This window comes from Streptomyces sp. NPDC029169, from assembly GCF_055563935.1.
The window spans coordinates 117,900-140,834 of sequence record NZ_JBVHXA010000002.1; the positions used below are offsets into that span (position 1 = coordinate 117,900).

The 22,935-nt window shown below is 68.7% G+C and carries 20 protein-coding genes and 3 tRNA genes; 4 read left to right on the forward strand and 19 right to left on the reverse strand.

The features are described 5' to 3' along the window. Positions 1 to 7: 7 nt before the first annotated feature. The 10 genes from ACZ4VI_RS04270 to ACZ4VI_RS04315 form a co-directional block, all read right to left on the reverse strand. On the reverse strand, positions 8 to 3,907 hold the full coding sequence (locus tag ACZ4VI_RS04270; RefSeq protein WP_467996469.1) for a DNA-directed RNA polymerase subunit beta': 3,900 nt from the start codon (positions 3,905 to 3,907) through the stop codon (positions 8 to 10). 97 nt (positions 3,908 to 4,004) lie between these two features. After that, positions 4,005 to 7,487: a DNA-directed RNA polymerase subunit beta gene (gene rpoB, locus ACZ4VI_RS04275; RefSeq protein ID WP_467996471.1), complete on the reverse strand. Its 3,483-nt coding sequence runs from the start codon at positions 7,485 to 7,487 to the stop codon at positions 4,005 to 4,007. Positions 7,488 to 8,029: 542 nt separating this feature from the next. Continuing rightward, entirely contained in the window at positions 8,030 to 8,413 is a 384-nt protein-coding gene (rplL, locus tag ACZ4VI_RS04280; protein WP_329117219.1) for a 50S ribosomal protein L7/L12, read from the reverse strand. Positions 8,414 to 8,524: 111 nt separating this feature from the next. Beyond that, positions 8,525 to 9,055 (reverse strand): 50S ribosomal protein L10, encoded by a 531-nt coding sequence (gene rplJ, locus ACZ4VI_RS04285; RefSeq protein ID WP_403287872.1) that lies wholly within the window; start codon positions 9,053 to 9,055, stop codon positions 8,525 to 8,527. Positions 9,056 to 9,330: 275 nt separating this feature from the next. Next, positions 9,331 to 10,284 (reverse strand): SCO4651 family lipoprotein, encoded by a 954-nt coding sequence (locus tag ACZ4VI_RS04290; protein WP_467996474.1) that lies wholly within the window; start codon positions 10,282 to 10,284, stop codon positions 9,331 to 9,333. Between the two features lie 152 nt (positions 10,285 to 10,436). Then, positions 10,437 to 11,165, reverse strand: coding sequence for a 50S ribosomal protein L1 (gene rplA / locus ACZ4VI_RS04295; RefSeq protein WP_467996475.1), 729 nt, complete (start codon positions 11,163 to 11,165; stop codon positions 10,437 to 10,439). Positions 11,166 to 11,247: 82 nt separating this feature from the next. Then, positions 11,248 to 11,682, reverse strand: coding sequence for a 50S ribosomal protein L11 (gene rplK / locus ACZ4VI_RS04300; RefSeq protein WP_137993976.1), 435 nt, complete (start codon positions 11,680 to 11,682; stop codon positions 11,248 to 11,250). 158 nt (positions 11,683 to 11,840) lie between these two features. Continuing rightward, the gene (nusG, locus tag ACZ4VI_RS04305; protein WP_467996476.1) at positions 11,841 to 12,740 is read right to left on the reverse strand and encodes a transcription termination/antitermination protein NusG; all 900 of its coding nucleotides are present in this window, start codon (positions 12,738 to 12,740) and stop codon (positions 11,841 to 11,843) included. A gap of 43 nt (positions 12,741 to 12,783) precedes the next feature. Continuing rightward, positions 12,784 to 13,071, reverse strand: a complete 288-nt coding sequence (gene secE / locus ACZ4VI_RS04310) for a preprotein translocase subunit SecE (RefSeq protein WP_137993978.1) — start codon at positions 13,069 to 13,071, stop codon at positions 12,784 to 12,786. A 103-nt stretch (positions 13,072 to 13,174) separates the two neighbouring features. Next, positions 13,175 to 13,247: transfer RNA gene (locus ACZ4VI_RS04315), tRNA-Trp, on the reverse strand. Between the two features lie 203 nt (positions 13,248 to 13,450). Here ACZ4VI_RS04315 and ACZ4VI_RS04320 point away from each other — a divergent pair. Beyond that, complete coding sequence (locus tag ACZ4VI_RS04320) at positions 13,451 to 14,677, forward strand: pyridoxal phosphate-dependent aminotransferase (protein ID WP_467996478.1); 1,227 nt, start codon at positions 13,451 to 13,453, stop codon at positions 14,675 to 14,677. A 138-nt stretch (positions 14,678 to 14,815) separates the two neighbouring features. Then, on the forward strand, positions 14,816 to 15,880 hold the full coding sequence (locus tag ACZ4VI_RS04325) for an adenosine deaminase (RefSeq protein ID WP_467996479.1): 1,065 nt from the start codon (positions 14,816 to 14,818) through the stop codon (positions 15,878 to 15,880). On the opposite strand, the gene ACZ4VI_RS04330 is transcribed toward ACZ4VI_RS04325, so the two are convergent. Then, the gene (locus ACZ4VI_RS04330) at positions 15,877 to 16,476 is read right to left on the reverse strand and encodes a TetR/AcrR family transcriptional regulator (RefSeq protein ID WP_467996481.1); all 600 of its coding nucleotides are present in this window, start codon (positions 16,474 to 16,476) and stop codon (positions 15,877 to 15,879) included. The genes ACZ4VI_RS04325 and ACZ4VI_RS04330 overlap by 4 nt on opposite strands. Positions 16,477 to 16,573: 97 nt before the next feature. Between ACZ4VI_RS04330 and ACZ4VI_RS04335 the strand changes: the two genes are divergently transcribed. Further along, positions 16,574 to 17,206: an NAD(P)-dependent oxidoreductase gene (locus tag ACZ4VI_RS04335; protein WP_467996482.1), complete on the forward strand. Its 633-nt coding sequence runs from the start codon at positions 16,574 to 16,576 to the stop codon at positions 17,204 to 17,206. On the opposite strand, the gene ACZ4VI_RS04340 is transcribed toward ACZ4VI_RS04335, so the two are convergent. The 8 genes from ACZ4VI_RS04340 to ACZ4VI_RS04375 form a co-directional block, all read right to left on the reverse strand. After that, the gene (locus ACZ4VI_RS04340; RefSeq protein ID WP_467996483.1) at positions 17,203 to 18,108 is read right to left on the reverse strand and encodes a hypothetical protein; all 906 of its coding nucleotides are present in this window, start codon (positions 18,106 to 18,108) and stop codon (positions 17,203 to 17,205) included. The two genes, ACZ4VI_RS04335 and ACZ4VI_RS04340, sit on opposite strands and share 4 nt — an antisense overlap. Further along, positions 18,108 to 18,644, reverse strand: coding sequence for a SigE family RNA polymerase sigma factor (locus ACZ4VI_RS04345; protein WP_467996485.1), 537 nt, complete (start codon positions 18,642 to 18,644; stop codon positions 18,108 to 18,110). The genes ACZ4VI_RS04340 and ACZ4VI_RS04345 overlap by 1 nt, the downstream gene beginning before the upstream one ends. 84 nt (positions 18,645 to 18,728) lie before the next feature. Beyond that, complete coding sequence (locus ACZ4VI_RS04350; RefSeq protein WP_467996486.1) at positions 18,729 to 19,826, reverse strand: UDP-N-acetylmuramate dehydrogenase; 1,098 nt, start codon at positions 19,824 to 19,826, stop codon at positions 18,729 to 18,731. Positions 19,827 to 19,960: 134 nt separating this feature from the next. Further along, entirely contained in the window at positions 19,961 to 20,389 is a 429-nt protein-coding gene (locus ACZ4VI_RS04355; protein WP_467996488.1) for a MaoC family dehydratase, read from the reverse strand. A 2-nt stretch (positions 20,390 to 20,391) separates the two neighbouring features. Next, complete coding sequence (locus tag ACZ4VI_RS04360; protein WP_467996490.1) at positions 20,392 to 20,844, reverse strand: FAS1-like dehydratase domain-containing protein; 453 nt, start codon at positions 20,842 to 20,844, stop codon at positions 20,392 to 20,394. 82 nt (positions 20,845 to 20,926) lie between these two features. Then, on the reverse strand, positions 20,927 to 21,091 hold the full coding sequence (rpmG, locus tag ACZ4VI_RS04365) for a 50S ribosomal protein L33 (RefSeq protein ID WP_007265873.1): 165 nt from the start codon (positions 21,089 to 21,091) through the stop codon (positions 20,927 to 20,929). Positions 21,092 to 21,180: 89 nt separating this feature from the next. Beyond that, a tRNA-Met gene (locus ACZ4VI_RS04370) sits at positions 21,181 to 21,253 on the reverse strand. A 44-nt stretch (positions 21,254 to 21,297) separates the two neighbouring features. After that, a tRNA-Thr gene (locus ACZ4VI_RS04375) sits at positions 21,298 to 21,370 on the reverse strand. A 287-nt stretch (positions 21,371 to 21,657) separates the two neighbouring features. Here ACZ4VI_RS04375 and ACZ4VI_RS04380 point away from each other — a divergent pair. Next, positions 21,658 to 22,935 carry an amidohydrolase family protein gene (locus tag ACZ4VI_RS04380; protein ID WP_467996492.1) on the forward strand — a complete coding sequence of 426 codons (1,278 nt, stop codon included), beginning with the start codon at positions 21,658 to 21,660 and terminating at the stop codon, positions 22,933 to 22,935.

Consider the following 22,935-nt stretch of genomic DNA (forward strand, 5'->3'; position numbering starts at 1 on the left):
GATCTACTTACTGGTTGTACGGACCGTAGTCGTAGTCCTCCAGCGGAACGGCCTGGCCGGAGCCGGTGCCGAACGGCGAGTAGTCGATGTCGTCGTAGCCGACGGCCGAGTACATCGCGGCCTTGGCCTCCTCGGTCGGCTCGACCCGGATGTTGCGGTAGCGGGACAGACCCGTACCGGCCGGGATGAGCTTACCGATGATGACGTTCTCCTTGAGGCCGATGAGGCTGTCGGACTTGGCGTTGATCGCCGCATCCGTCAGGACTCGGGTCGTCTCCTGGAAGGAGGCGGCCGACAGCCAGGACTCCGTCGCCAGCGAGGCCTTGGTGATACCCATCAGCTGCGGACGGCCGGAGGCGGGGTGACCGCCCTCGGTGACCACACGACGGTTCTCGGTCTCGAACTTCGAGCGCTCGACGAGCTCGCCCGGCAGCAGCTCCGCGTCGCCGGACTCGATGATCGTCACGCGGCGCAGCATCTGCCGGATGATGATCTCGATGTGCTTGTCGTGGATCGACACACCCTGCGAGTTGTAGACCTTCTGGACCTCGCCGACCAGGTGGACCTGGACCGCGCGCTGACCGAGGATCCGCAGCACGTCGTGCGGGTTGGTGGCACCCACGGTGAGCTTCTGGCCCACCTCGACGTGGTCGCCCTCGCTCACCAGCAGACGGGCACGCTTCGAGATCGGGAACGCCGTCTCGTCGCTGCCGTCGTCCGGAGTGACGACGATCTTCTTGGTCTTCTCGGTCTCCTCGATACGGACGCGGCCGGCCGCCTCCGAGATCGGGGCGACACCCTTGGGCTGCCGGGCCTCGAAGAGCTCGACAACACGGGGCAGACCCTGGGTGATGTCGTCACCGGCCACACCACCGGTGTGGAAGGTACGCATCGTCAGCTGGGTACCGGGCTCACCGATGGACTGGGCGGCGATGATGCCGACGGCCTCACCGATGTCGACCAGCTTGCCGGTGGCCAGGGAGCGGCCGTAGCAGAAGGCACACGTGCCGACCGCGGACTCACAGGTCAGGACCGAACGGGTCTTGACCTCCTCGACACCCGCGTTGACCAGGGCGTCGATGAGCACGTCACCCAGGTCGACGTTGGCCGGCGCGATGACCTTGCCGTCCACGACGACGTCCTCGGCGAGCATCCGCGCGTACACGGAGGTCTCGACGTCGTCCGTCTTCCGCAGGACGCCATCGGCACCCCGCTCGGCGATCCGCAGCTTCAGACCGCGCTCGGTGCCACAGTCCTCCTCGCGGATGATCACGTCCTGCGAGACGTCCACCAGACGACGGGTCAGGTAACCCGAGTCGGCGGTACGCAGGGCGGTGTCGGCCAGACCCTTACGGGCACCGTGCGTCGAGATGAAGTACTCGAGGACGGAGAGACCCTCACGGAAGGACGCCTTGATGGGACGAGGAATCGTCTCATTCTTGGCGTTCGACACCAGACCACGCATACCGGCGATCTGCCGCATCTGCATCATGTTTCCTCGGGCACCCGAGTCAACCATCATGAAGATGGGGTTCGTCTTGGGGAAGTTCGCGTTCATCGCCTCGGCAACCTCGTTGGTCGCCTTGGTCCAGATCGCGATGAGCTCCTGAGTGCGCTCTTCCTTGGTGATCAGACCGCGCTCGTACTGCTTCTGGACCTTCTCGTCCTGCGCCTCGTAGCCCTTGACGATCTCCTTCTTCGCCTCGGGAACGACGACGTCGGAGATGGCCACGGTGACGCCGGAACGGGTCGCCCAGTAGAAGCCCGCCGCCTTCAGGTTGTCGAGCGTCGCCGCCACGATGACCTTGGGGTAGCGCTCGGCGAGGTCGTTGACGATCTCGGAGAGCTGCTTCTTGCCGACCGAGTAGTCGACGAAGGGGTAGTCCTCGGGCAGCAGCTCGTTGAAGAGCGCGCGACCCAGGGACGTACGCAGGCGGAACGAGTCACCCTGCTGCCACTCCGGCTCGCCCTCCTCGGCAACCGGGGGAACCCAGCCGCGCGGCGGAACGGTGCCGATCGGGAAGCGGATGTCGATCTGCGACTGCAGCGCGAGCTCGCCGGCGTCGAACGCCATGATCGCCTCGGCCGTGGAGCCGAACGCGCGGCCCTCGCCCTTGGTGTCACGAAGCTCACCGTCGGTGGTCAGGAAGAACAGACCGAGGACCATGTCCTGGGTCGGCATCGTGACCGGACGGCCGTCGGCCGGCTTGAGGATGTTGTTCGAGGACAGCATCAGGATGCGGGCCTCGGCCTGCGCCTCCGCGGAGAGCGGCAGGTGCACGGCCATCTGGTCACCGTCGAAGTCCGCGTTGAACGCGGTGCAGACGAGCGGGTGGATCTGGATGGCCTTGCCCTCGACCAGCTGGGGCTCGAAGGCCTGGATGCCGAGGCGGTGCAGCGTGGGCGCACGGTTCAGCAGAACCGGGTGCTCGGCGATGACCTCTTCGAGGACGTCGTACACGACCGTGCGGCCGCGCTCGACCATCCGCTTGGCGGACTTGATGTTCTGCGCGTGGTTCAGGTCGACCAGGCGCTTCATCACGAACGGCTTGAAGAGCTCGAGCGCCATGGCCTTCGGCAGACCGCACTGGTGCAGCTTGAGCTGCGGGCCGACGACGATGACGGAACGCGCGGAGTAGTCCACACGCTTGCCGAGCAGGTTCTGACGGAATCGACCCTGCTTGCCCTTCAGCATGTCGCTGAGGGACTTCAGCGGACGGTTACCGGGGCCCGTGACCGGGCGACCACGACGGCCGTTGTCGAAGAGGGCGTCGACCGCCTCCTGGAGCATCCGCTTCTCGTTGTTCACGATGATCTCGGGGGCACCGAGGTCGAGCAGACGCTTCAGACGGTTGTTGCGGTTGATCACACGGCGGTACAGGTCGTTCAGGTCGGAGGTCGCGAAGCGGCCACCGTCCAGCTGCACCATCGGACGCAGGTCCGGCGGGATCACCGGCACGCAGTCGAGAACCATGCCCTTGGGGCTGTTCGCGGTCTGCAGGAACGCGGAGACGACCTTGAGGCGCTTGAGCGCACGGGTCTTCTTCTGGCCCTTGCCGGTACGGATGATCTCGCGGAGGCGCTCGGCCTCCTCCTCGAGGTCGAACGACTCGAGACGCTTCTGCAGAGCAGCCGCACCCATCGAACCGTCGAAGTACGTGCCGAAACGGTCACGCAGCTCGCGGTAGAGGAGCTCGTCGCCCTCCAGGTCCTGGACCTTGAGGTTCTTGAAGCGGCTCCAGACCTCGTCGAGACGGTCGATCTCGCGCTGCGCACGGTCGCGCAGCTGCTTCATCTCACGCTCGGCACCCTCGCGCACCTTGCGGCGCACGTCGGCCTTGGCACCCTCGGCCTCGAGCTCGGCCAGGTCGGTCTCGAGCTTCTTGGCGCGGGCCTCCAGGTCGGAGTCGCGGCGGTTCTCGATCTGCTGACGCTCGACGGAGACGTGCGCCTCCAGCGACGGGAGGTCGCGGGTGCGGCGCTCGTCGTCGACGAACGTGATCATGTACGCGGCGAAGTAGATGACCTTCTCGAGGTCCTTCGGCGCGAGGTCGAGCAGGTATCCGAGGCGCGAAGGAACGCCCTTGAAGTACCAGATGTGGGTGACGGGCGCGGCGAGCTCGATGTGGCCCATCCGCTCACGGCGCACCTTGGCGCGGGTGACCTCGACGCCACACCGCTCACAGATGATGCCCTTGAAGCGGACACGCTTGTACTTGCCGCAGTAGCACTCCCAGTCCCGGGTCGGACCGAAGATCTTCTCGCAGAAGAGTCCGTCCTTCTCAGGCTTCAGGGTGCGGTAGTTGATGGTCTCGGGCTTCTTGACCTCGCCGTGGCTCCACTGACGGATGTCGTCAGCGGTAGCCAGACCGATCCGGAGCTCATCGAAGAAGTTGACGTCGAGCACTATGCGTCAATCCCTCTCAGGGTTGTAAGTCTTGGGGTCTGAAACGGGGGTCCTGGGGCCGGCGGACCTTGATCGCTCAAGGTCCGCCGGACTCCCGTCAGACCTCTTCGACGCTGCTCGGCTCGCGCCGGGACAGGTCGATACCGAGCTCCTCCGCTGCGCGGAAGACGTCCTCGTCGGTGTCGCGCATCTCGATGGACATGCCGTCCGAGGACAGCACCTCCACGTTGAGGCACAGGGACTGCATCTCCTTGATGAGCACCTTGAAGGACTCGGGGATGCCGGGCTCAGGGATGTTCTCGCCCTTGACGATGGCCTCGTAGACCTTCACGCGGCCGGTGACGTCGTCGGACTTGATCGTCAGCAGCTCCTGGAGGGCGTACGCGGCGCCATAAGCCTCCAGCGCCCACACCTCCATCTCACCGAAGCGCTGGCCACCGAACTGGGCCTTACCACCCAGCGGCTGCTGGGTGATCATCGAGTACGGACCGGTCGACCGGGCGTGCAGCTTGTCGTCGACCAGGTGGTGGAGCTTGAGGATGTACATGTACCCGACCGAGATCGGGTCCGGGAACGGCTCGCCGGAGCGGCCGTCGAACAGACGCGCCTTGCCGGAGGGGAGCACCATGCGCTCGCCGTCGCGGTTCGGGATCGTGTGCTGGAGCAGACCCGCGAGCTCGTCCTCACGCGCACCGTCGAAGACGGGGGTGGCGACGTTGGTGCCCGGGGCGACCTGGTCGGCGCCGATCGCCTGGAGGCGCTCGGCCCACTCGTCCGCGAGGCCGGAGACGTCCCAGCCGCGGCTGGCGAGCCAGCCGAGGTGGATCTCCAGGACCTGTCCCGGGTTCATTCGGGACGGGACACCCAGCGGGTTGAGGATGATGTCGACCGGAGTTCCGTCCTCGAGGAACGGCATGTCCTCGATCGGAAGGATCTTCGAGATGACACCCTTGTTGCCGTGACGGCCGGCGAGCTTGTCACCATCGGTGATCTTGCGCTTCTGCGCGACGTACACCCGCACGAGCTGGTTGACGCCGGGCGGAAGCTCGTCGCCCTCCTCGCGGTCGAAGACGCGCACGCCGATGACCTTGCCGGTCTCGCCGTGCGGCACCTTCAGCGAGGTGTCACGGACCTCACGCGCCTTCTCACCGAAGATCGCGCGGAGCAGGCGCTCCTCCGGGGTCAGCTCGGTCTCACCCTTGGGCGTGACCTTGCCGACGAGGATGTCGCCGGCGACGACCTCGGCACCGATACGGATGATGCCGCGCTCGTCGAGGTCGGCGAGGACCTCCTCGGAGACGTTCGGGATGTCCCGGGTGATCTCCTCCGGGCCGAGCTTGGTGTCACGGGCGTCGACCTCGTGCTCCTCGATGTGGATCGAGGAGAGGACGTCGTCCTGCACGAGGCGCTGCGACAGGATGATCGCGTCCTCGTAGTTGTGACCCTCCCACGGCATGAACGCCACGAGCAGGTTCTTGCCGAGCGCCATCTCACCGTTCTCGGTGGCCGGACCGTCGGCGAGGACCTGGCCCTCGACGACCCGGTCGCCCTCGGAGACGACGACCTTCTGGTTGACCGAGGTGCCCTGGTTCGAGCGCGAGAACTTCGCGACGCGGTACGTGGTGTACGTGCCGTCGTCGTTGGTGACGGTGACGTAGTCGGCCGAGACCTCCTGGATCACACCGTCCTTCTCGGCCTTGATGACGTCACCGGCGTCGGTGGCACAGCGGTACTCCATGCCGGTACCGACGAGCGGGGCCTCGGACTTGATCAGCGGCACCGCCTGCCGCATCATGTTCGCGCCCATGAGGGCACGGTTGGCGTCGTCGTGCTCGAGGAAGGGGATCATGGCCGTCGCGACCGACACCATCTGGCGCGGCGAGACGTCCATGTAGTCGACCTCGGTCGGCGGGACGTAGTCGACCTCACCGCCACGGCGGCGGACCAGGACGCGCGGCTCGGTGAAGCGCAGCTCGTCGCTCAGGGTCGCGTTCGCCTGGGCGATGACGTACCGGTCCTCCTCGTCGGCCGTGATGTAGTCGACCTCGTCGGTGACCTGACCGTCGACGACCTTGCGGTACGGCGTCTCGATGAAGCCGAACGCGTTGACGCGGCCGTACGAGGCGAGCGAACCGATCAGACCGATGTTCGGGCCTTCGGGGGTCTCGATCGGGCACATGCGTCCGTAGTGGGACGGGTGCACGTCTCGGACCTCGAAGCCGGCCCGCTCACGGGACAGACCACCCGGACCGAGCGCCGAGAGACGACGCTTGTGCGTCAGACCCGACAGCGGGTTGTTCTGGTCCATGAACTGCGACAGCTGGCTGGTGCCGAAGAACTCCTTGATGGAGGCGACGACCGGCCGGATGTTGATCAGGGTCTGCGGCGTGATCGCCTCGACGTCCTGGGTGGTCATGCGCTCACGCACGACGCGCTCCATACGAGCCAGACCCGTACGGACCTGGTTCTGGATGAGCTCGCCGACGTTACGCAGACGACGGTTGCCGAAGTGGTCGATGTCGTCGGTCTCGACGACGATGTCCCGGCCCGACTCGCCGATCGTCTCGGTCTCGCCCGCGTGAAGCTTCACGAGGTACTTGATCGTGGCGATGATGTCGTCGGTGGTCAGGACACCGGCGTCCAGCGGCTCGTCCGCGCCGAGCTTCTTGTTCACCTTGTAGCGGCCGACCTTGGCGAGGTCGTAGCGCTTCGGGTTGAAGTAGAGGTTCTCGAGCAGCGTCTGAGCGGCCTCACGGGTCGGCGGCTCGCCCGGACGGAGCTTGCGGTAGATGTCGAGCAGCGCGTCGTCCTGGCCCTGGGTGTGGTCCTTCTCCAGGGTGGCGCGCATGGACTCGTACTCGCCGAACTCCTGCAGGATCTGCTCGGTGGTCCAGCCGAGCGCCTTCAGGAGGACGGTCACGGACTGCTTGCGCTTGCGGTCGATGCGGACACCGACCATGTCGCGCTTGTCGATCTCCATCTCCAGCCAGGCACCCCGGGACGGGATGATCTTGGCGGAGAAAATGTCCTTGTCGGACGTCTTGTCGATCGAGGAGTCGAAGTAGACGCCCGGCGAACGGACAAGCTGCGAGACCACGACACGCTCGGTGCCGTTGATGACGAAGGTGCCCTTGTTCGTCATGAGCGGGAAGTCGCCCATGAAGACCGTCTGGGACTTGATCTCGCCGGTCTCGTTGTTGGTGAACTCGGCCGTGACGAAGAGCGGGGCGCCGTACGTGAAGTCACGGTCCTTGCACTCGTCGATCGAGTTCTTCGGGGGCTCGAAGCGGTGGTCGCGGAAGGTCAGCGACATCGACCCGGAGAAGTCCTCGATCGGGGAGATCTCCTCGAAGATCTCTTCCAGACCCGACTTCCTGGGGACGTCCTGTCCCGACTCGAGAGCTGCCTCGACGCGAGCCTTCCAGGCGGCATTGCCGAGCAGCCAGTCAAAGCTCTCGGTCTGCAGCGCGAGGAGGTTCGGAACCTCGAGGGGCTCCTTGATCTTTGCAAAGGAGATGCGCAGCGGGGCGGTGCTGGCGCCGTTGTTCGTATTGGTCGAGGCGTTGCGCGAGGCGGCCAAGAGGGGGTCCTTCCGAGGGCTCGGACTCACTACGCGCGTACCGGTCCCCAGCGATACAGAGGGACAGACAATTCCCGATATGGCCAAAAGTCCAGGTCAGGTCAGGTCTGCCGACAATGCTCTCGCGAGAGTATGCCCCTAGTGACGGGCAGGGGGCAGCTAACAGGCAGCGCAAAGGGTCAGTGTAGCCACTTGGCCCACTGATGTCCAGGGCGAGTAATTCGCGACCCTCGTTGTTCTCAACTCCGCGGTACCTCGCGCCGTGCGGCGCACCTCGATACTGCCCGTTCCGTCGTCGATCCATGCCTCGGATACGGATCGTTGTGACGACGCGTCCTGAGAATTGCGCGCTGCGTGCGGTTCGTCAAGGCCCCCCGGTCAGCGGGGGCGCACGGCGAAGATCACCATACTCCGCCCTCCACGGCTCGCACGACCCTCGCCACGCCCGTCCGGGGTACGCCGAAGGGCGACCACCCGGATGGGTGATCGCCCTTGGGAGGCGCCTGAGCGGCGCCTGAGCGAGTCGTGAGACTCGCGAGGTCTTACTTGACCGTGACGGAGGCGCCGGCAGCCTTGAGGGACTCGGCAGCCTTCTCCGCGGCCTCCTTGGCGACCTTCTCGAGGACCGGCTTCGGGGTGCCGTCGACGAGGTCCTTGGCCTCCTTCAGGCCCAGGGAGGTGAGCTCACGCACGACCTTGATGACCTGGATCTTCTTCTCGCCCGCACCCTCGAGGATGACGTCGAACTCGTCCTGCTCGGCCTCGGCCTCGGCCGGGGCGCCCGCAGCGGCGGGGCCGGCGACGGCGACGGCCGCGGCGGCGGTGACGTCGAACTTCTCCTCGAAGGCCTTCACGAACTCGGAGAGCTCGATGAGGGTCATCTCCTCGAACTGCGCGAGCAGGTCGTCCTGGGACAGCTTCGCCATGATGGCGTCCTTCCACTAATTCGGCAGGTGCCGGATGTACATGTAGGCGGGCGTACGTTCGGCCCGCTGCGACCGTCGCCCTAGTGGGCGGCGATCATTGCGCGAGCCGAGTTACTCGGCACCGCCCTGCTCGGCGAGCTTGACGCGAAGCGCCTCCGCGGTGCGGACGAACTTCGACGGCAGCGCCTGGAGGAGCGAGGCAGTCTGGGACTGCTTGCCCTTGAACGCGCCGGCCAGCTTGCTGAGCAGAACCTCGCGGGACTCGAGGTCCGCAAGCTTCTTGAACTCGTCGGCGGACAGCGCCTTGCCATCAAGGACACCGCCCTTGATGACGAGGTTCGGGTTGTCCTTGGCGAAGTCACGCAGAGCCTTCGCCGACTCCACCGGGTCACCGGTGACGAAGGCGGCCGCGGTCGAACCAGCAAGCTGGTCGTCCAGCGCGGCGATCCCGGCCTGGTTGGCCGCAATCTTGGTCAGCGTGTTCTTCACCACGGCGTACTGGGCGTTCTCACCGAGCGAACGACGCAGCGTCTTGAGCTGCGCCACGGTGAGCCCCGTGTACGAGGTCAGCACGACGGCGTTCGAGCTGCGGAACTTGTCCTCCAGCTCGGCTACCGCGGCAGCCTTGTCGGGCCTTGCCATAGAGCGTCGGCCTCCTTCCGGGTGATGAGGACCGCTCAGAAGGGGCTGAACAAAGAGAAACGCCCCGGCGCAGGCGCACGGGGCTCAGCTCGACCGGCTCGGAACGAACCGGGAACTCTTCCACGATCACCTGCGCGGGCCGTTCGCAACTCAGCGAACCTTCGGCCACCGGACCTCTTACGAGGGCACGGCAACGACCAGCGGTCTTTGGCTTCTGTGGAAGAGTACGCGACGGTCCCGGCGGGGAGCAAATCCGCCCGTACGGCTCAGTCGGCTCAGGCCTGGCCGCCGGTCGCGCCGGCGTCCGCGCCGAGCCCCTTCAGCATCTCGAAGAGGTCGACGGTGTCCTTGGCCGGCGGGGCCTGGACGGTCGCCTTCGCGCCGTACTCGGAGTAGTGGGCGGCCAGCTTGACCGTGCCCTGGGGCGTCTTCATGCCGACGTCCATCTTCACCGGGTAGCCGTCACCGTTCACCCACACCTCGGTGTCGTACCCCGTGATGCCGGACTTCTTGACGTTGGCGATCAGGTCCTTGCGCTCCTGCTCGGAGAGCACGTCGAGGGACTTGTTCGTGGCGACCATCTGCTCCAGGGTCAGCGAACCCTTGTAGTGCTGCGTCTCCACGCCGTCGACGTTCTCCGGGCCCACGTGCTTGAGGTCCGGCGAGTCGAGCATCAGCGCGATCTGCTTGGCCGGGTCCTGGTTCATGTTCTCCAGGCCACCGGTCATCGACTTCTCGAGGTTCTTGTCCCCGGACATCTCCGCGGCGGCCTTGAGGTCGAGCTTCATCCAGCGCTTGCCGCCCATCTCGGCGGCGGCCGTCTTCGTGCCGAGGTCCATGTACATCGCGCCGTCGAGCATGATCACGCGCATCTGCTCGGGGCCATCGGGGTTCTCGGGGTTCCCCGCCGCGAACATGGAGCCCTTCATGGTGATGTCCATCACCGCGGGGTCCCACCCCTGGACGCCGGTCATCTCCATGGTGCCGCCGCCCTCCAGGCCGGCCGGCATCGTCATGGTCATCCGGATCTTCGCGGACTTGGCAGCCGAGGTCTTCTCGTACGCGGCCTGGATGACCTTGGTGACGGCCCCCTGCGTCTGGAGCTGCGGCTTCGCGGGCGCGTCCGCGGCCTTCTTCCCCCCGTCGCCGTCCTGACAACCCGCCACACCGGCCACGACGGCCGCGGCGACCAGCGAGACGCCTGCGCGCTTCCACGCGGTCCTGCTCATGAGTCCCCACCCTTGTTCTTCAGTTGCTCGTTCGACTGCACGGTAACCCACCGCGCCGACAGCGTCGTACGAAAAAAACCGGCCCCCGGCCCCTCCGGAGAGGGGCTGGGGGCCGGCTTGACCACTCAGTGAGCCTGTGGGGCTCGGCCCGGTCAGACAGCTGCCGGGTCCTCCTCGACGAGGAGGTTGCGGGTGCGGTTGGAGTCCAGCGGGATGCCGGGGCCCATCGTCGTCGTCAGGGTCGCCTTCTTGATGTAGCGGCCCTTGGCGGCGGACGGCTTCAGACGGAGGATCTCCTCCAGAGCCGCGGCGTAGTTCTCGACCAGCTTCGTCTCGTCGAAGGAGACCTTGCCGATGATGAAGTGGAGGTTCGAGTGCTTGTCGACGCGGAACTCGATCTTGCCGCCCTTGATGTCGTTGACAGCCTTCGCGACATCGGGGGTGACGGTGCCGGTCTTCGGGTTCGGCATGAGACCACGCGGGCCGAGGACACGGCCCAGGCGGCCGACCTTGCCCATGAGGTCCGGGGTGGCCACAACGGCGTCGAACTCGTTCAGGCGGTTGCCCTTGGAGATCTCGTCGATGAGCTCGTCGGAGCCGACGATGTCGGCGCCCGCGGCGATCGCGGCCTCGGCACGGTCACCGGTCGCGAAGACCAGGACCCGGGCGGTCTTACCGGTGCCGTGCGGGAGGTTCACGGTGCCACGGACCATCTGGTCGGCCTTGCGCGGGTCAACGCCCAGGCGGAAGGCGACCTCGACGGTGCCGTCGAACTTGGTGGCGGCGGTGTCCTTGGCGAGACGGACGGCCTCGAGGGGGGCGTAGTTCCGCTCCCGGTCGATCTTGGCGTCCGCGCTGCGGAGAGCCTTGCTGCGCTTCACTTCTTCTCCTGTTGGTTCAGGTATGGAGTCGTGGTCCGGGCCAGCGCTGGCCCTACCACTGAGAGGTCGAACGGGGGGGTGATCAGCCCTCGACCGTGATGCCCATGGAACGGGCGGTGCCAGCGATGATCTTGGACGCGGCGTCCAGGTCGTTGGCGTTCAGGTCGGGGAGCTTGACCGTGGCGATCTCGCGGACCTGGGCGGCCGTCAGCTTGGCGACCTTGGTCTTGTGAGGCTCGCCGGAGCCCTTCTCCACACCCGCGGCCTTGAGGATCAGCTTGGCGGCCGGCGGAGTCTTGGTGATGAAGGTGAAGGAGCGGTCCTCGTAGACCGTGATCTCCACCGGCACGACCATGCCACGCTGCGACTCGGTCGCGGCGTTGTAGGCCTTGCAGAACTCCATGATGTTGACGCCGTGCTGACCGAGCGCGGGGCCGACCGGCGGGGCCGGGTTGGCCGCACCGGCGTTGATCTGGAGCTTGATAAGCCCCGTGACCTTCTTCTTCTTGGGAGGCATTGCTCTCTCCGGGTCCTAGTGAGAGTGTTCAGCCCGCCATCCGGTCATCCGGATGGAGGCATACCGCACAACGATAACGGGTATACACGCGCGGCTAAAAACCGAGCAGGTCAGAGCGGCTGTGAGAGCCACTCTGACCTGGTCGGAAACCTATGAGGCTAGTTCTTCTGGATCTGGTCGAAGCTGAGCTCGACCGGGGTCTCGCGACCGAAGATCTCGACGAGGCCCTTGACCTTCTTCGAGTCGGCGTTGATCTCGTTGATCGTCGCCTGGAGGGTCGCGAAGGGGCCGTCGGTGACGGTGACCGAGTCGCCGACCTCGAAGTCGAGCACCTGGACCTCGACCTTGCGGGCCGGAGCCGGCTTGCCCTCGGCCTCGGCGGCCTCGCGGGCGGCCTTCTCCTCGGCCTCGGGGGCGAGCATCTTGACGATCTCGTCCAGGGTCAGCGGGTACGGGTCGTAGGCGTTGCCCACGAAGCCGGTGACGCCGGGGGTGTTGCGGACGACGCCCCAGGACTCGTTCGTCAGATCCATGCGGACGAGCACGTAGCCGGGCAGCTTGTTCTGCCGGACGTTCTTGCGCTCGCCGTTCTTGATCTGGACGATCTCTTCCTCGGGCACCTCGGCCTGGTAGATGAACTCCTCGACGTTCAGCGAGACGGCACGCTGCTCGAGGTTGGCCTTCACGCGCTTCTCGTAGCCCGCGTAGGTGTGGATCACGTACCACTCGCCGGGCAGGCCGCGGAGCTCGTCACGCAGGGCCTGGACAGGGTCGACGGGAGCAGCGGGCTCCTCCTCGGCCTCCTCGGCTTCCTCAGCCTCGGCCTCTGCGGCCTCCTCGGCCTCTTCGAGCTCGCCCTCGTCCTCGACGGACTCGGCGTCCTCGTCGGACAGCTCGGCGTCGGTGTCCTCGTCGGACTCGTCCTTGATGGACATGGCGGCCTCTTCGGCGGCCTCGCCCGCAGCGGCGTCAGCAGCCTCAGCCTGGTCCTCGTCGGCCGCCTCGAGGATGTCGAGCTCGTCCTCGGAAACAGACTCGTTCAGGTTCGGGTCAGACACGGTGGCTGCTTCTTCCTGGATACAGATGGGGTGGAACAAGAAGTCAGCCGAAGACGTACTTGACTGCTTCCTGGAAGCCATAGTCAATCACGGTCACAAGGCCGATCATGATGACAACGAAGACAATCACTACCGTGGTGTACGTCGTCAGCTGGCTACGAGTGGGCCAGACGACCTTGCGAAGCTCCGCGACGATCTGGCGGTAGAAGAGCGCGAGACGGCCCAGCGGGCCCTTCTTGCCGCGCTTGCCGCCCTTGCGGGCCTTCTTCTTCGAGTCCGGAGCCTCGTCCTCGGCATCAGGCATGTCGATGGAGCCCACGGCGTCCGTCACGCTACTCACCTGGTCCCGGGTCATGGCAGTGCCGTGCCGGGTGAATCCGCACGGCGGTGCATTGAAGTACGTACATGCGCACACATCCTGGCGGTGTGTGTAGCAGGGCCGGAGGGACTTGAACCCCCAACCGCCGGTTTTGGAGACCGGTGCTCTACCAATTGAGCTACGACCCTATATGGCTCCCCCAACGTACCGCATCGTGAGATGTGGTCGGTGAGGGCCAACGAGCAGTGAGTGTACGTGTTCATGAGCCCGACGTCGAACAGAAAGCACATGGCAGCCCCCGCCGACCCTCGTACGACCAGGAATGACCGTTCCTGTCCGCTCCCTGAAACCTGTGTGCCGGGCGGGAAGCGGGTCTGGGAGCATGGGCCGCATGAGCGCTGCTACCCCTCCGACCGAGCGCCGGGTCTCCGCCCGCGTCGGTGCGATCTCCGAGTCCGCGACCCTCGCCGTCGACGCCAAGGCCAAGGCTCTCAAGGCCGCCGGGCGCCCGGTGATCGGGTTCGGCGCGGGTGAGCCCGACTTTCCGACCCCGGACTACATCGTCGACGCCGCCATCGAGGCGTGCAAGAACCCGAAGTACCACCGCTACACGCCGGCCGGCGGTCTGCCCGAGCTGAAGGCCGCGATCGCCGCCAAGACGCTCCGCGACTCCGGCTACGAGATCGACGCCTCCCAGGTCCTGGTGACCAACGGCGGCAAGCAGGCGATCTACGAGGCCTTCGCCGCGATCCTCGACCCGGGCGACGAGGTCATCGTTCCGGCCCCGTACTGGACGACGTACCCCGAGTCGATCCGGCTCGCGGGCGGTGTCCCGGTCGAGGTCGTCGCCGACGAGACCACCGGCTACCGCGTGAGCGTGGAGCAGCTGGAGGCGGCGCGCACGGAGAACACCAAGGTCGTCCTCTTCGTCTCCCCGTCGAACCCGACCGGCGCCGTTTACAGCGAGTCCGAGACCGAGGCGATCGGCCGGTGGGCCATCGAGCACGGCCTGTGGGTGCTGACGGACGAGATCTACGAGCACCTGGTCTACGGCGGCGCGTCCGCGGCCTCCCTGCCTGCGGTACTGCCGGAGCTGCGCGACAAGTGCATCGTGGTCAACGGTGTCGCCAAGACGTACGCGATGACCGGCTGGCGCGTCGGGTGGATCATCGGCCCGAAGGACGTCGTGAAGGCCGCGACGAACCTGCAGTCGCACGCCACGTCGAACGTGAGCAACGTGGCGCAGGTCGCCGCGCTCGCCGCCGTCTCGGGCAACCTGGACGCGGTCGCGGAGATGGGGCGCGCCTTCGACCGGCGCCGCCAGACGATCGTGCGGATGCTCAACGAGATCGAGGGCGTCCTGTGCCCGACCCCCGAGGGCGCGTTCTACGTGTACCCGTCGGTGAAGGCGCTGCTCGGCAAGGAGATCCGCGGCAGGCGCCCGCAGACCTCGGTCGAGCTGGCCGCGCTGATCCTGGACGAGGCCGAGGTCGCGGTCGTCCCGGGCGAGGCCTTCGGCACCCCCGGCTACCTGCGTCTTTCGTACGCGCTCGGTGACGAGGACCTGGTGGAGGGCGTGTCCCGGATGCAGAAGCTGCTGGCGGAAGCGCGCGACTGATCACCTCCTGCTTGTCGTAGGCGGGCCCCTGGCTCTCCGGAACCTCTCCGGGACCGGGGGCCCGCTTTTGCGTTCTAGCAAGGTCCCGATCGGGGAAAGGGACTGTCCTCGTCCATTCGGGTGCGGCAAGATCCCCCAATGCTGGCCTTTTCAGGGGGACACCCCCCGAACCCCCCGTACGTCGCACGCGACATCACCCTGCTGCCCAAGGCGCATCTGCATCTGCACTTCACCGGTTCGATGCGGCCCACGACGCTCATCGAGCTGGCGGACAAGTACGGCGTCCATCTCCCGGAGGCGTTGAGCAGCGGCACACCGCCGAAGCTGCGTGCCACCGACGAGCGTGGCTGGTTCCGCTTCCAGCGCCTGTACGACATCGCCCGGTCCTGCCTGCGGGAGCCCGCGGACATCCAGCGCCTGGTCCGCGAGGCGGCCCAGGAGGACGTGAGGGACGGTTCGGGGTGGCTGGAGATCCAGGTCGACCCGACCTCGTACGCCCCGCTGCTCGGCGGTCTGATCCCGGCCATGGAGATCATCCTGGACGCGGTCGACTCGGCCGCGCGGGAGACCGGTCTCGGGATGCGGGTCCTGGTGGCCGCGAACCGGATGAAGCACCCGCTGGAGGCCCGTACGCTCGCCCGGCTCGCGGTGCGGTACGCGGACCGGGGCGTGGTCGGCTTCGGGCTCTCCAACGACGAGCGCCGGGGCATGGCCCGTGACTTCGACCGCGCGTTCGCCATCGCCCGCGAGGGCGGCCTGCTGGCGGCCCCGCACGGCGGCGAGCTGACGGGCCCCTCGTCCGTACGGGACTGCCTGGACGACCTCCGGGCGGCGCGGATCGGGCACGGGGTGCGGGCGGCGGAGGACCCCCGGGTGCTGCGCAAGCTCGCCGACAAGGGCGTGACGTGCGAGGTCTGCCCGGCCTCCAACGTGGCGCTCGGGGTCTACGAGAAGCACGAGGACGTCCCGCTGCGCACGCTCTTCGAGGCCGGCGTGCCGATGGCCCTGGGCGCGGACGACCCGCTCCTCTTCGGCTCCCGCCTGGCGGCCCAGTACGAGATCGCCCGCCGCCACCACACCTTCACGGACCCGGAGCTGGCCGCCCTGGCCCGCCAGTCGATCCACGCCTCGGCGGCCCCGGAGGACATCCGCCGGAAGCTGCTGGACGGCGTCGACGACTGGCTGGCCGCGCCGGCGCTTTAGGCCGCGAGACCGGCCATCAGGGTGCGGGCGAGGCTCGCCGCGAAGGTGTCGAGGTCCTGCGGGGGCTTCCCGCTCGCGGTCATCTCCCAGGCGAAGGCGCGCTGGACGCAGGCGCCCAGGAGCAGGGAGGCGGCGGCCAGGGGGTCGGCGGTGGGGCTGATGCGGCCGTGCTGCTGTTCGGCGCGGAGGTAGGCGCCCAGGCCCTCGATGGGGCGGTGGGGGCCGACGCCGAGTTCGCGCATGACGTCGTCGTGGCGGCGCTTGAGCCGGGGTTCGGCGTAGAGCGAGGCGGCGATCGGAAAGGTCTGCTCGTAGAAGAGCGCGGCCTGGCGGGCGATCTCGGTGAGGTTCTCCTCGACGCCGCGCCCGCCGGGGTCGGTGACGAGGGTGCCGAGCAGCCCGCCCAGCTGGGGCAGTCGCTCGTTGAGGACGGTGACGAACAGGTCTTCCTTGCTCGGGAAGTACTTGTAGAGCGCCGCCTCGGAGCAGCCCGCCTCCTTGGCGATCTCCTTCGTCGTCGTGCGGGCCAGTCCTGCCGTGCGCATGAGGCCGTGGGCGGCGTCGATGATCCGGACGCGGGTCGGCTTCTGGTCCATGCATGCTCCAACCACGCTTGACGAAGGGGTGAGTACGCACTCACCCTAAGGGTGAGTGAACACTCACCCACCCAATCCCACCCCAGGAGGGTGCGACATGAAGCTCACCGTCTTCGGAGCGACCGGCGGCATCGGCCAGGAGATCGTCCGGCAGGCACTGGCCGGCGGCCACGACGTCACGGCCGTCGTACGGGACCCGGCGCGGTTCGCCCTCACCGGCGAGCGCCTGGAGGTCCACCGCGCCGACCTCACGGACCCCGACACGCTGCGCGGCGCGGTCGCCGGCAAGGACGCGGTGCTCTCGGGCCTCGGCGCGCGCAGCCGCGCGGACGCCGGGATCGCCGCCCAACTGACCCGCTCGGTCCTCGCCGCGATGGACGCGGAGGGCGTCCGGCGCCTCCTCGTGGTCAGCGCCGCCCCGCTCGGCCCCGTCCCGGACGGCCAGACCGTCCTCGACAAGGCCGTGCTCGCGGTCATCAACTCCGTCCTGAAGGACATCTACGACGACCTGCGTGTGATGGAGGGCGACCTGGCGGCCAGCGCCACGGACTGGACGTCCGTACGCCCGCCCAAGCTGACGAACAAGCCCGTCACCGGCCGCTACCGCTCGGTCGTCGGCGGCAACCCGCCCCGTGGCCGCACCCTCGCCCGCGCCGACGTCGCCCACGCCATGCTGGCGATGATCGACGACCAGGCGACGGTCAGGCAGGGCGTGGGCGTGGCGTACTAGGGCTGTGCGCAGTCGGCGTCCCGCACCCACACCGGACGGTACGTCGTCGTCCGCGGGGTCTCCCCGGACGCGCCCGGCCACTCCAGGACGGCGGTCCCCTCCGAGGTCAGGGTCATGAAGCCGGCCAGCGGAAGGTCGTTCACCCAGTCGATGGCCGTCTGCGTCCGCCCGTCGCCGTCGGCGCGCCAGAGGCGGCCTGCGAAGACCGCGTAGCGCATGTCGCACTCCTTGGTCATGTCGTACGGGTACCGGACCCCCCGTTCCGGGCGCTGCGGGCCGAGCGTGGCGGCCGGCGCGTCCCGGTAGCGCCGCTCGGGCTCCCGGCCGAGGCACTCCGGCGCGGGCCCGGCCAGCAGGCGGAAGCGGAGCGCGGGCAGGGCGGCGGGCGTATCCGTCTCGAAGACGGCCGTGTCCGGTTCGGTACGGGAGCGCAGCCCGTCCGTCCAGCTCATGTAGCCCCTCATACGGTCCGCCGCCCACCGCACCGTGGCCGACTCACCGCCGTCGGCCCGCTCCCAGACCCGCCCCCCGAAGACGGCGTACCGCAGATCGCAGACGGCGGAGAGGTCGTAGCGGTAGCGCACGTTCTCCACGGGCGTCCTCGGCCCGGTGTCCAGCGGGTCTCCGGGCCGGGAGGGCTGCTGGGGCGGGTACTTCCCCTCGTACAGGTACGAGGGCGTGGCAGTGGCCGGCCCGGCGGGCGGGGGCGGCTGGTCCGTCCAGCGCACGCCGAGGACCGAGCCCCCCGCGACCACCAGCGTCGCCGCCCCCGCCGCGAGCGAACGCCGTACGTGCCGGATCCGCCGCCCACGCGCCACGACCGCGCCGACAGGCGCCGGTCCCGCGTCCCCGTCAGCCAGATCGCGCAGCCCCCGCCGCAGGGAGTCCTGGGAGTCGTCCATCACGCGCCCCTTCCCGTACCCGGCGTACCCGCCGTACCCGCGTATCCGGCGAGCGCGCCCCCGGCGCGCAGCCGTTCCAAGGCCCTGTTGGTCCGGCTCTTGACCGTCCCGGGCGAGCAGCCGAGCAGCTCGGCCGTCTGTTCCACGGAGAGGTCCTCGTAGAAGCGGAGCACCACCACCGCGCGCTGCGCGCGGGGCAGGGCGGCGAGCGCGCGGGCCAGTTCGAGGCGCGCGTCGGCGCCACCGGCCATGTCGTGGGCGTCGGGCGCGCTGTCGTGCTCGGGGCGCACGACCTCGGTGTGCCAGCGGCGCCGGCGCCAGGTCGCGTAGAGATTGACGACGACCTTGCGGGCGTACGCCTGGGGCGAGTCCCAGCCGGCCGAGCCGCCCCAGCGCAGGTAGACCTTGACCAGCGCGGTCTGGACGAGGTCCTCGGCGGCGTGCGGGTCGCCGGTCAGGAGCCGGGCGGTGCGCAGCAATGAGGCGTACGCCGACTCCGCGAACGCGGCGAACTCCGGTGGGCCCGTCCCCTCCACGGCTCCCCCCTCGACGAGTGTGCGGCCCCGCTTCTGGGGAGCCTGTCACCCACTCGACAACCTGGGGGACCGGGAGGGTTCCACTCAGATACTGACGCCGACGGTCACCGGCTCGTTGACGAGCGTGATCCCGAAGGCGTCGCGCACACCGGCGACGACCTCGCGGGCGAGCGCGAGGAGGTCCTCGGTGGTGGCCTCGCCGCGATTGGTAAGCGCGAGGGTGTGCTTGGTGGAGATACGGGCGGGGCCGGAGCCGTACCCCTTGGTGAAGCCGGCCTTGTCGATCAGCCAGGCCGCGGAGGTCTTGACGGCGCCGTCGTCCCCGGTGGGGAAGGCCGGCGGGGTCACGTCGTCGCCGAGGCGCGCGGCGACGCGCGTGAGGAAGGTCTTGTACTCCCCCGCCGTCAGGATCGGGTTGGTGAAGAAGGAGCCGGCGGACCAGGTGTCGTGGTCGGCGGGGTCCAGGACCATGCCCTTCCCGGCGCGCAGCTTCAGGACGGTCTCGCGGGCCTGCGCGAGCGGGACGCGGTCACCGGCCTCGACGCCGACGGCGCGGGCGGTCTCGGCGTACTTGATCGGCGCGGAGAGCCCCGCCGCGTCCTCCAGCTCGAAGCGGACGCGGAGCACGACGTAGCGGTCCGGGTCGGCCTTGAAGCGGCTGTGGCGGTACGAGAAGACGCACTCGGCGTTGGTGAGGGTGACCGTCTCGTCGGCCCGGCGGTCGTAGGCGACGACCTCCGTGATGGTGGCGGAGACCTCCTGGCCGTACGCGCCGACGTTCTGGATCGGCGTCGCGCCCGCGGATCCAGGGATCCCGGCCAGGCACTCGATCCCGGCGAGCCCGGCCTCGACCGTGCGCGCGACGGCGTCCGTCCAGACCTCGCCGGCGGCCAGCTCCAGCCGCGTGCCGTCCAGCACGAACCCGGTGGTGGCGATGCGCAGGGCCGTCCCGTCGAAGCCCTTGTCGCCGATGACCAGGTTGGATCCGCCACCGATGACGAGCAGCGGGGTGCCCGCCGCGTCCGCCTCACGGACGGCGGCGACCACCTCGTCGTCGGTGGTGGCCGTGACGAGCCGGACGGCGGGTCCGCCGAGCCGGAAGGTGGTCAGGGGGGCGAGGGGGGCGTCGTGAAGTTCCTGCACCCGCACAAGACTACGGGCCCGCCCCGACCGCCCCGGCACGGCGGGCGAGCCAGGCTGTGGGCGGGCCTCCCCAGAGGGGCGGGCCTCCCAGGGGCGGGCCTCCCAGGGGCGGGCCCCCAGAGGCGGGCCTCCTCAGAGGCGGCCCGTCACGGGAAGGCCCGCCCCTCCACCCGCTACGCCAGCCTGACCACGGCCCGGGACATGCCCAGGACCTTCTGGCCCGCCGAGACCGCGGTCAGGTCCACCCGGACCAGCCCGTCGTCCAGCTTCGCCGCGACCTTGGCGCCGACCTCGATCAGCGCGCCCTCGTCGTCGTTGGGCACGACCACCGGCTTGGTGAAGCGCACGCCGTACTCGACGACGGCCGCCGGGTCACCGGCCCAGTCCGTCACGACCCGGATCGCCTCGGCCATGGTGAACATGCCGTGCGCGATGACGTCCGGCAGACCGACCTCGCGGGCGAACTTCTCGTTCCAGTGGATCGGGTTGAAGTCCCCGGAGGCGCCCGCGTACCGCACGAGTGTGGCGCGTGTCACCGGGAAGGACTGCGCCGGCAGCTCCGTGCCGACCTCGACCTCGTCGTAAGCGATCTTCGCAGCCATGCTCAGGCCTCCTCGGGCGCGCGCGAGACGAGCTTGGTCCAGGCGGTCACGACGTGCTCGCCGGTCTCGTCGTGGACCTCGCCGCGGATGTCCAGGATGTCGTTGCCCGCCATCGACTTGATCGCCTCGATGGTCGAGGTGACCGACAGCCGGTCCCCCGCCCGCACCGGGCGGGTGTACGCGAACTTCTGGTCGCCGTGCACGACGCGGCTGTAGTCCAGACCCAGCTGCGGGTCCTCGATGACCTGCCCGGCGGCCTTGAACGTGATCGCGAACACGAAAGTCGGCGGAGCGATCACATCGGGGTGGCCGAGGGCCTTCGCCGCTTCCTGGTCGGTGTAGGCGGGATTCGCGTCGCCGATCGCCTCGGCGAACTCGCGGATCTTCTCGCGACCGACCTCGTACGGCGGAGTGGGCGGATAGGTCCGGCCCACGAAGGACTGGTCGAGCGCCATGGACTCGATACCTCCTGGATTTGATGCCGACAAACGACACGAGGCCGCCCCCTGGTGGGGACGGCCTCGTGTACGAGCCTGATTAGCGCGTCTCGCGGTGCGCCGTGTGCGAGTTGCAGCGAGGGCAGTGCTTCTTCATCTCCATGCGATCCGGGTTGTTACGCCGGTTCTTCTTGGTGATGTAGTTCCGCTCCTTGCACTCCACGCAGGCCAGCGTGATCTTCGGGCGGACGTCGGTGGCAGCCACGTGAGTGCTCCTTGGACGGACGGATGGACGGATGAACGCATAGAAGAGTAGCCGATCGAAGGACCGACCCCACAATCGGCTACTGTGTGTAGCGGTGACCGGACTTGAACCGGTGACACAGCGATTATGAGCCGCTTGCTCTACCGACTGAGCTACACCGCTTTGATGATCTGGTTCCCGCCCGAAGGCGGGTTCCTTCTCACCAGAGCCCCAATACGGAATCGAACCGTAGACCTTCTCCTTACCATGGAGACGCTCTACCGACTGAGCTATTGGGGCGAGCGATGAAGACATTACACGGTCCTCCGCCGATCGCCCAAATCCGTTTCCCGGCCCCCGCGGACGGGCACGCGCGCGTGCCCCTCACGCCCGCGCCGCACCCGCGCTACGCCCCCGCCACGCCCGTCCCGTACGCCACACGTGGCCTCGCCAGTACGACTATTGCCCACCTCCTCGAAGGGCGGCCGGAGCGCCCCTAGGCTCGGCCCCACGCTGCGTGATCTTGATCTTGAGCTTGAACGTGAGCTTGAACGTGACCGTGAGCTCGAGGAGCCTTGAGGAGGCCGATGTCAGCCGACAGCAAGCAGCCCCAGCCGCCCGACGACCGGTCCGCCGCCACCGCCGACTCCACCTCGCTCCTGCTCTCCAACGCCCGCCTCACCGACGGGCGGACGGTCGACGTCCGGCTGGTCGGCGGCCGCATCGAGGCCGTCGGCACCGCGGGCAGCCTCACCGCCGTCGGCGCCCGCGTCGACCTCGCCGGCTATCTGCTGCTCCCCGCCCCCGCCGAACCGCACGCCCACGCCGACACCGCGCTCAGCGCGGACACCCCTGGCCCCGTCTCGTACGCCCCCGAGGAGGTTCAGCGGCGGGCCACCGAGGCCGCGCTGCTCCAGCTCGGCCACGGCGCCACCGCGCAGCGCGCGCACGTCCGGATCGGCGACGTCCACGGGCTCGGCCCGCTCGAAGCCGTCCTCCAGGCCCGGCGCTCGCTGCGCGGGCTCGTGGACCTGACCACGGTCGCGGTGCCCCGGCTGCTCACCGGCGCGGCGGGCGCGGACGGGCTCGCGATGCTGCGGGACGCGGTGAAGATGGGCGCCGGCGTGGTGGGCGGCTGCCCAGACCTGGACCCCGACCCGGCCGGGTACGTGGAGGCGGTCCTGGACGTGGCGGCCGAGCAGGGCTGCCCGGTCGACCTGCACACCGACGCGGACGACCCGGCGCGGCTCGCCCGGTTCGCGGCCATGGCCGGCGGGCTGCGGCCCGGCGTGACGATCGGGCCCTGCGCGGGGCTCTCCCGGCTCCCCTCGGACGCGGCACGGCGCGCGGCGGACCAGCTGGCCGCGGCCGGCGTGACGGTGGTCTGCCTGCCGCAGGGCGGCTGTGAGGCGACGGAGACGCGCGGCACCGCGCCGGTCCGCCTGCTGCGGGCCGCCGGCGTGCGGCTGGCGGCCGGCAGCGGGGCACTGCGGGACGTCGCCAACCCGGTGGGGCGCGGGGACCCGCTGGAGGCCGCGTATCTGCTGGCCTCGCTCGGCGGGCTGCCGGCCGAGGACGCGTACGGGGCGGTGAGCGGGGCGGCGCGTACGGCGATGGGGCTCGCCGAGGTACGGGTCGAGGCCGGGTTCCCCGCCGAGCTGCTCGCGGTGCGCGGCGAACGCCTCTCGGGCGTGCTGTCCCTCGCGTACAGCCGGATCGTCGTGCACCGGGGGCGGGTGGTGGCCCGGACGAGCGCGGTCCGCGAGTACTGCGACTCGGCGGCGGCGCTCGACCTCCCACGTCAGGCACGCCCGGAACGTCCGGATCCGGGAAGCCCTCCGGCCGGTCCCGTCGTACGGTCGTGA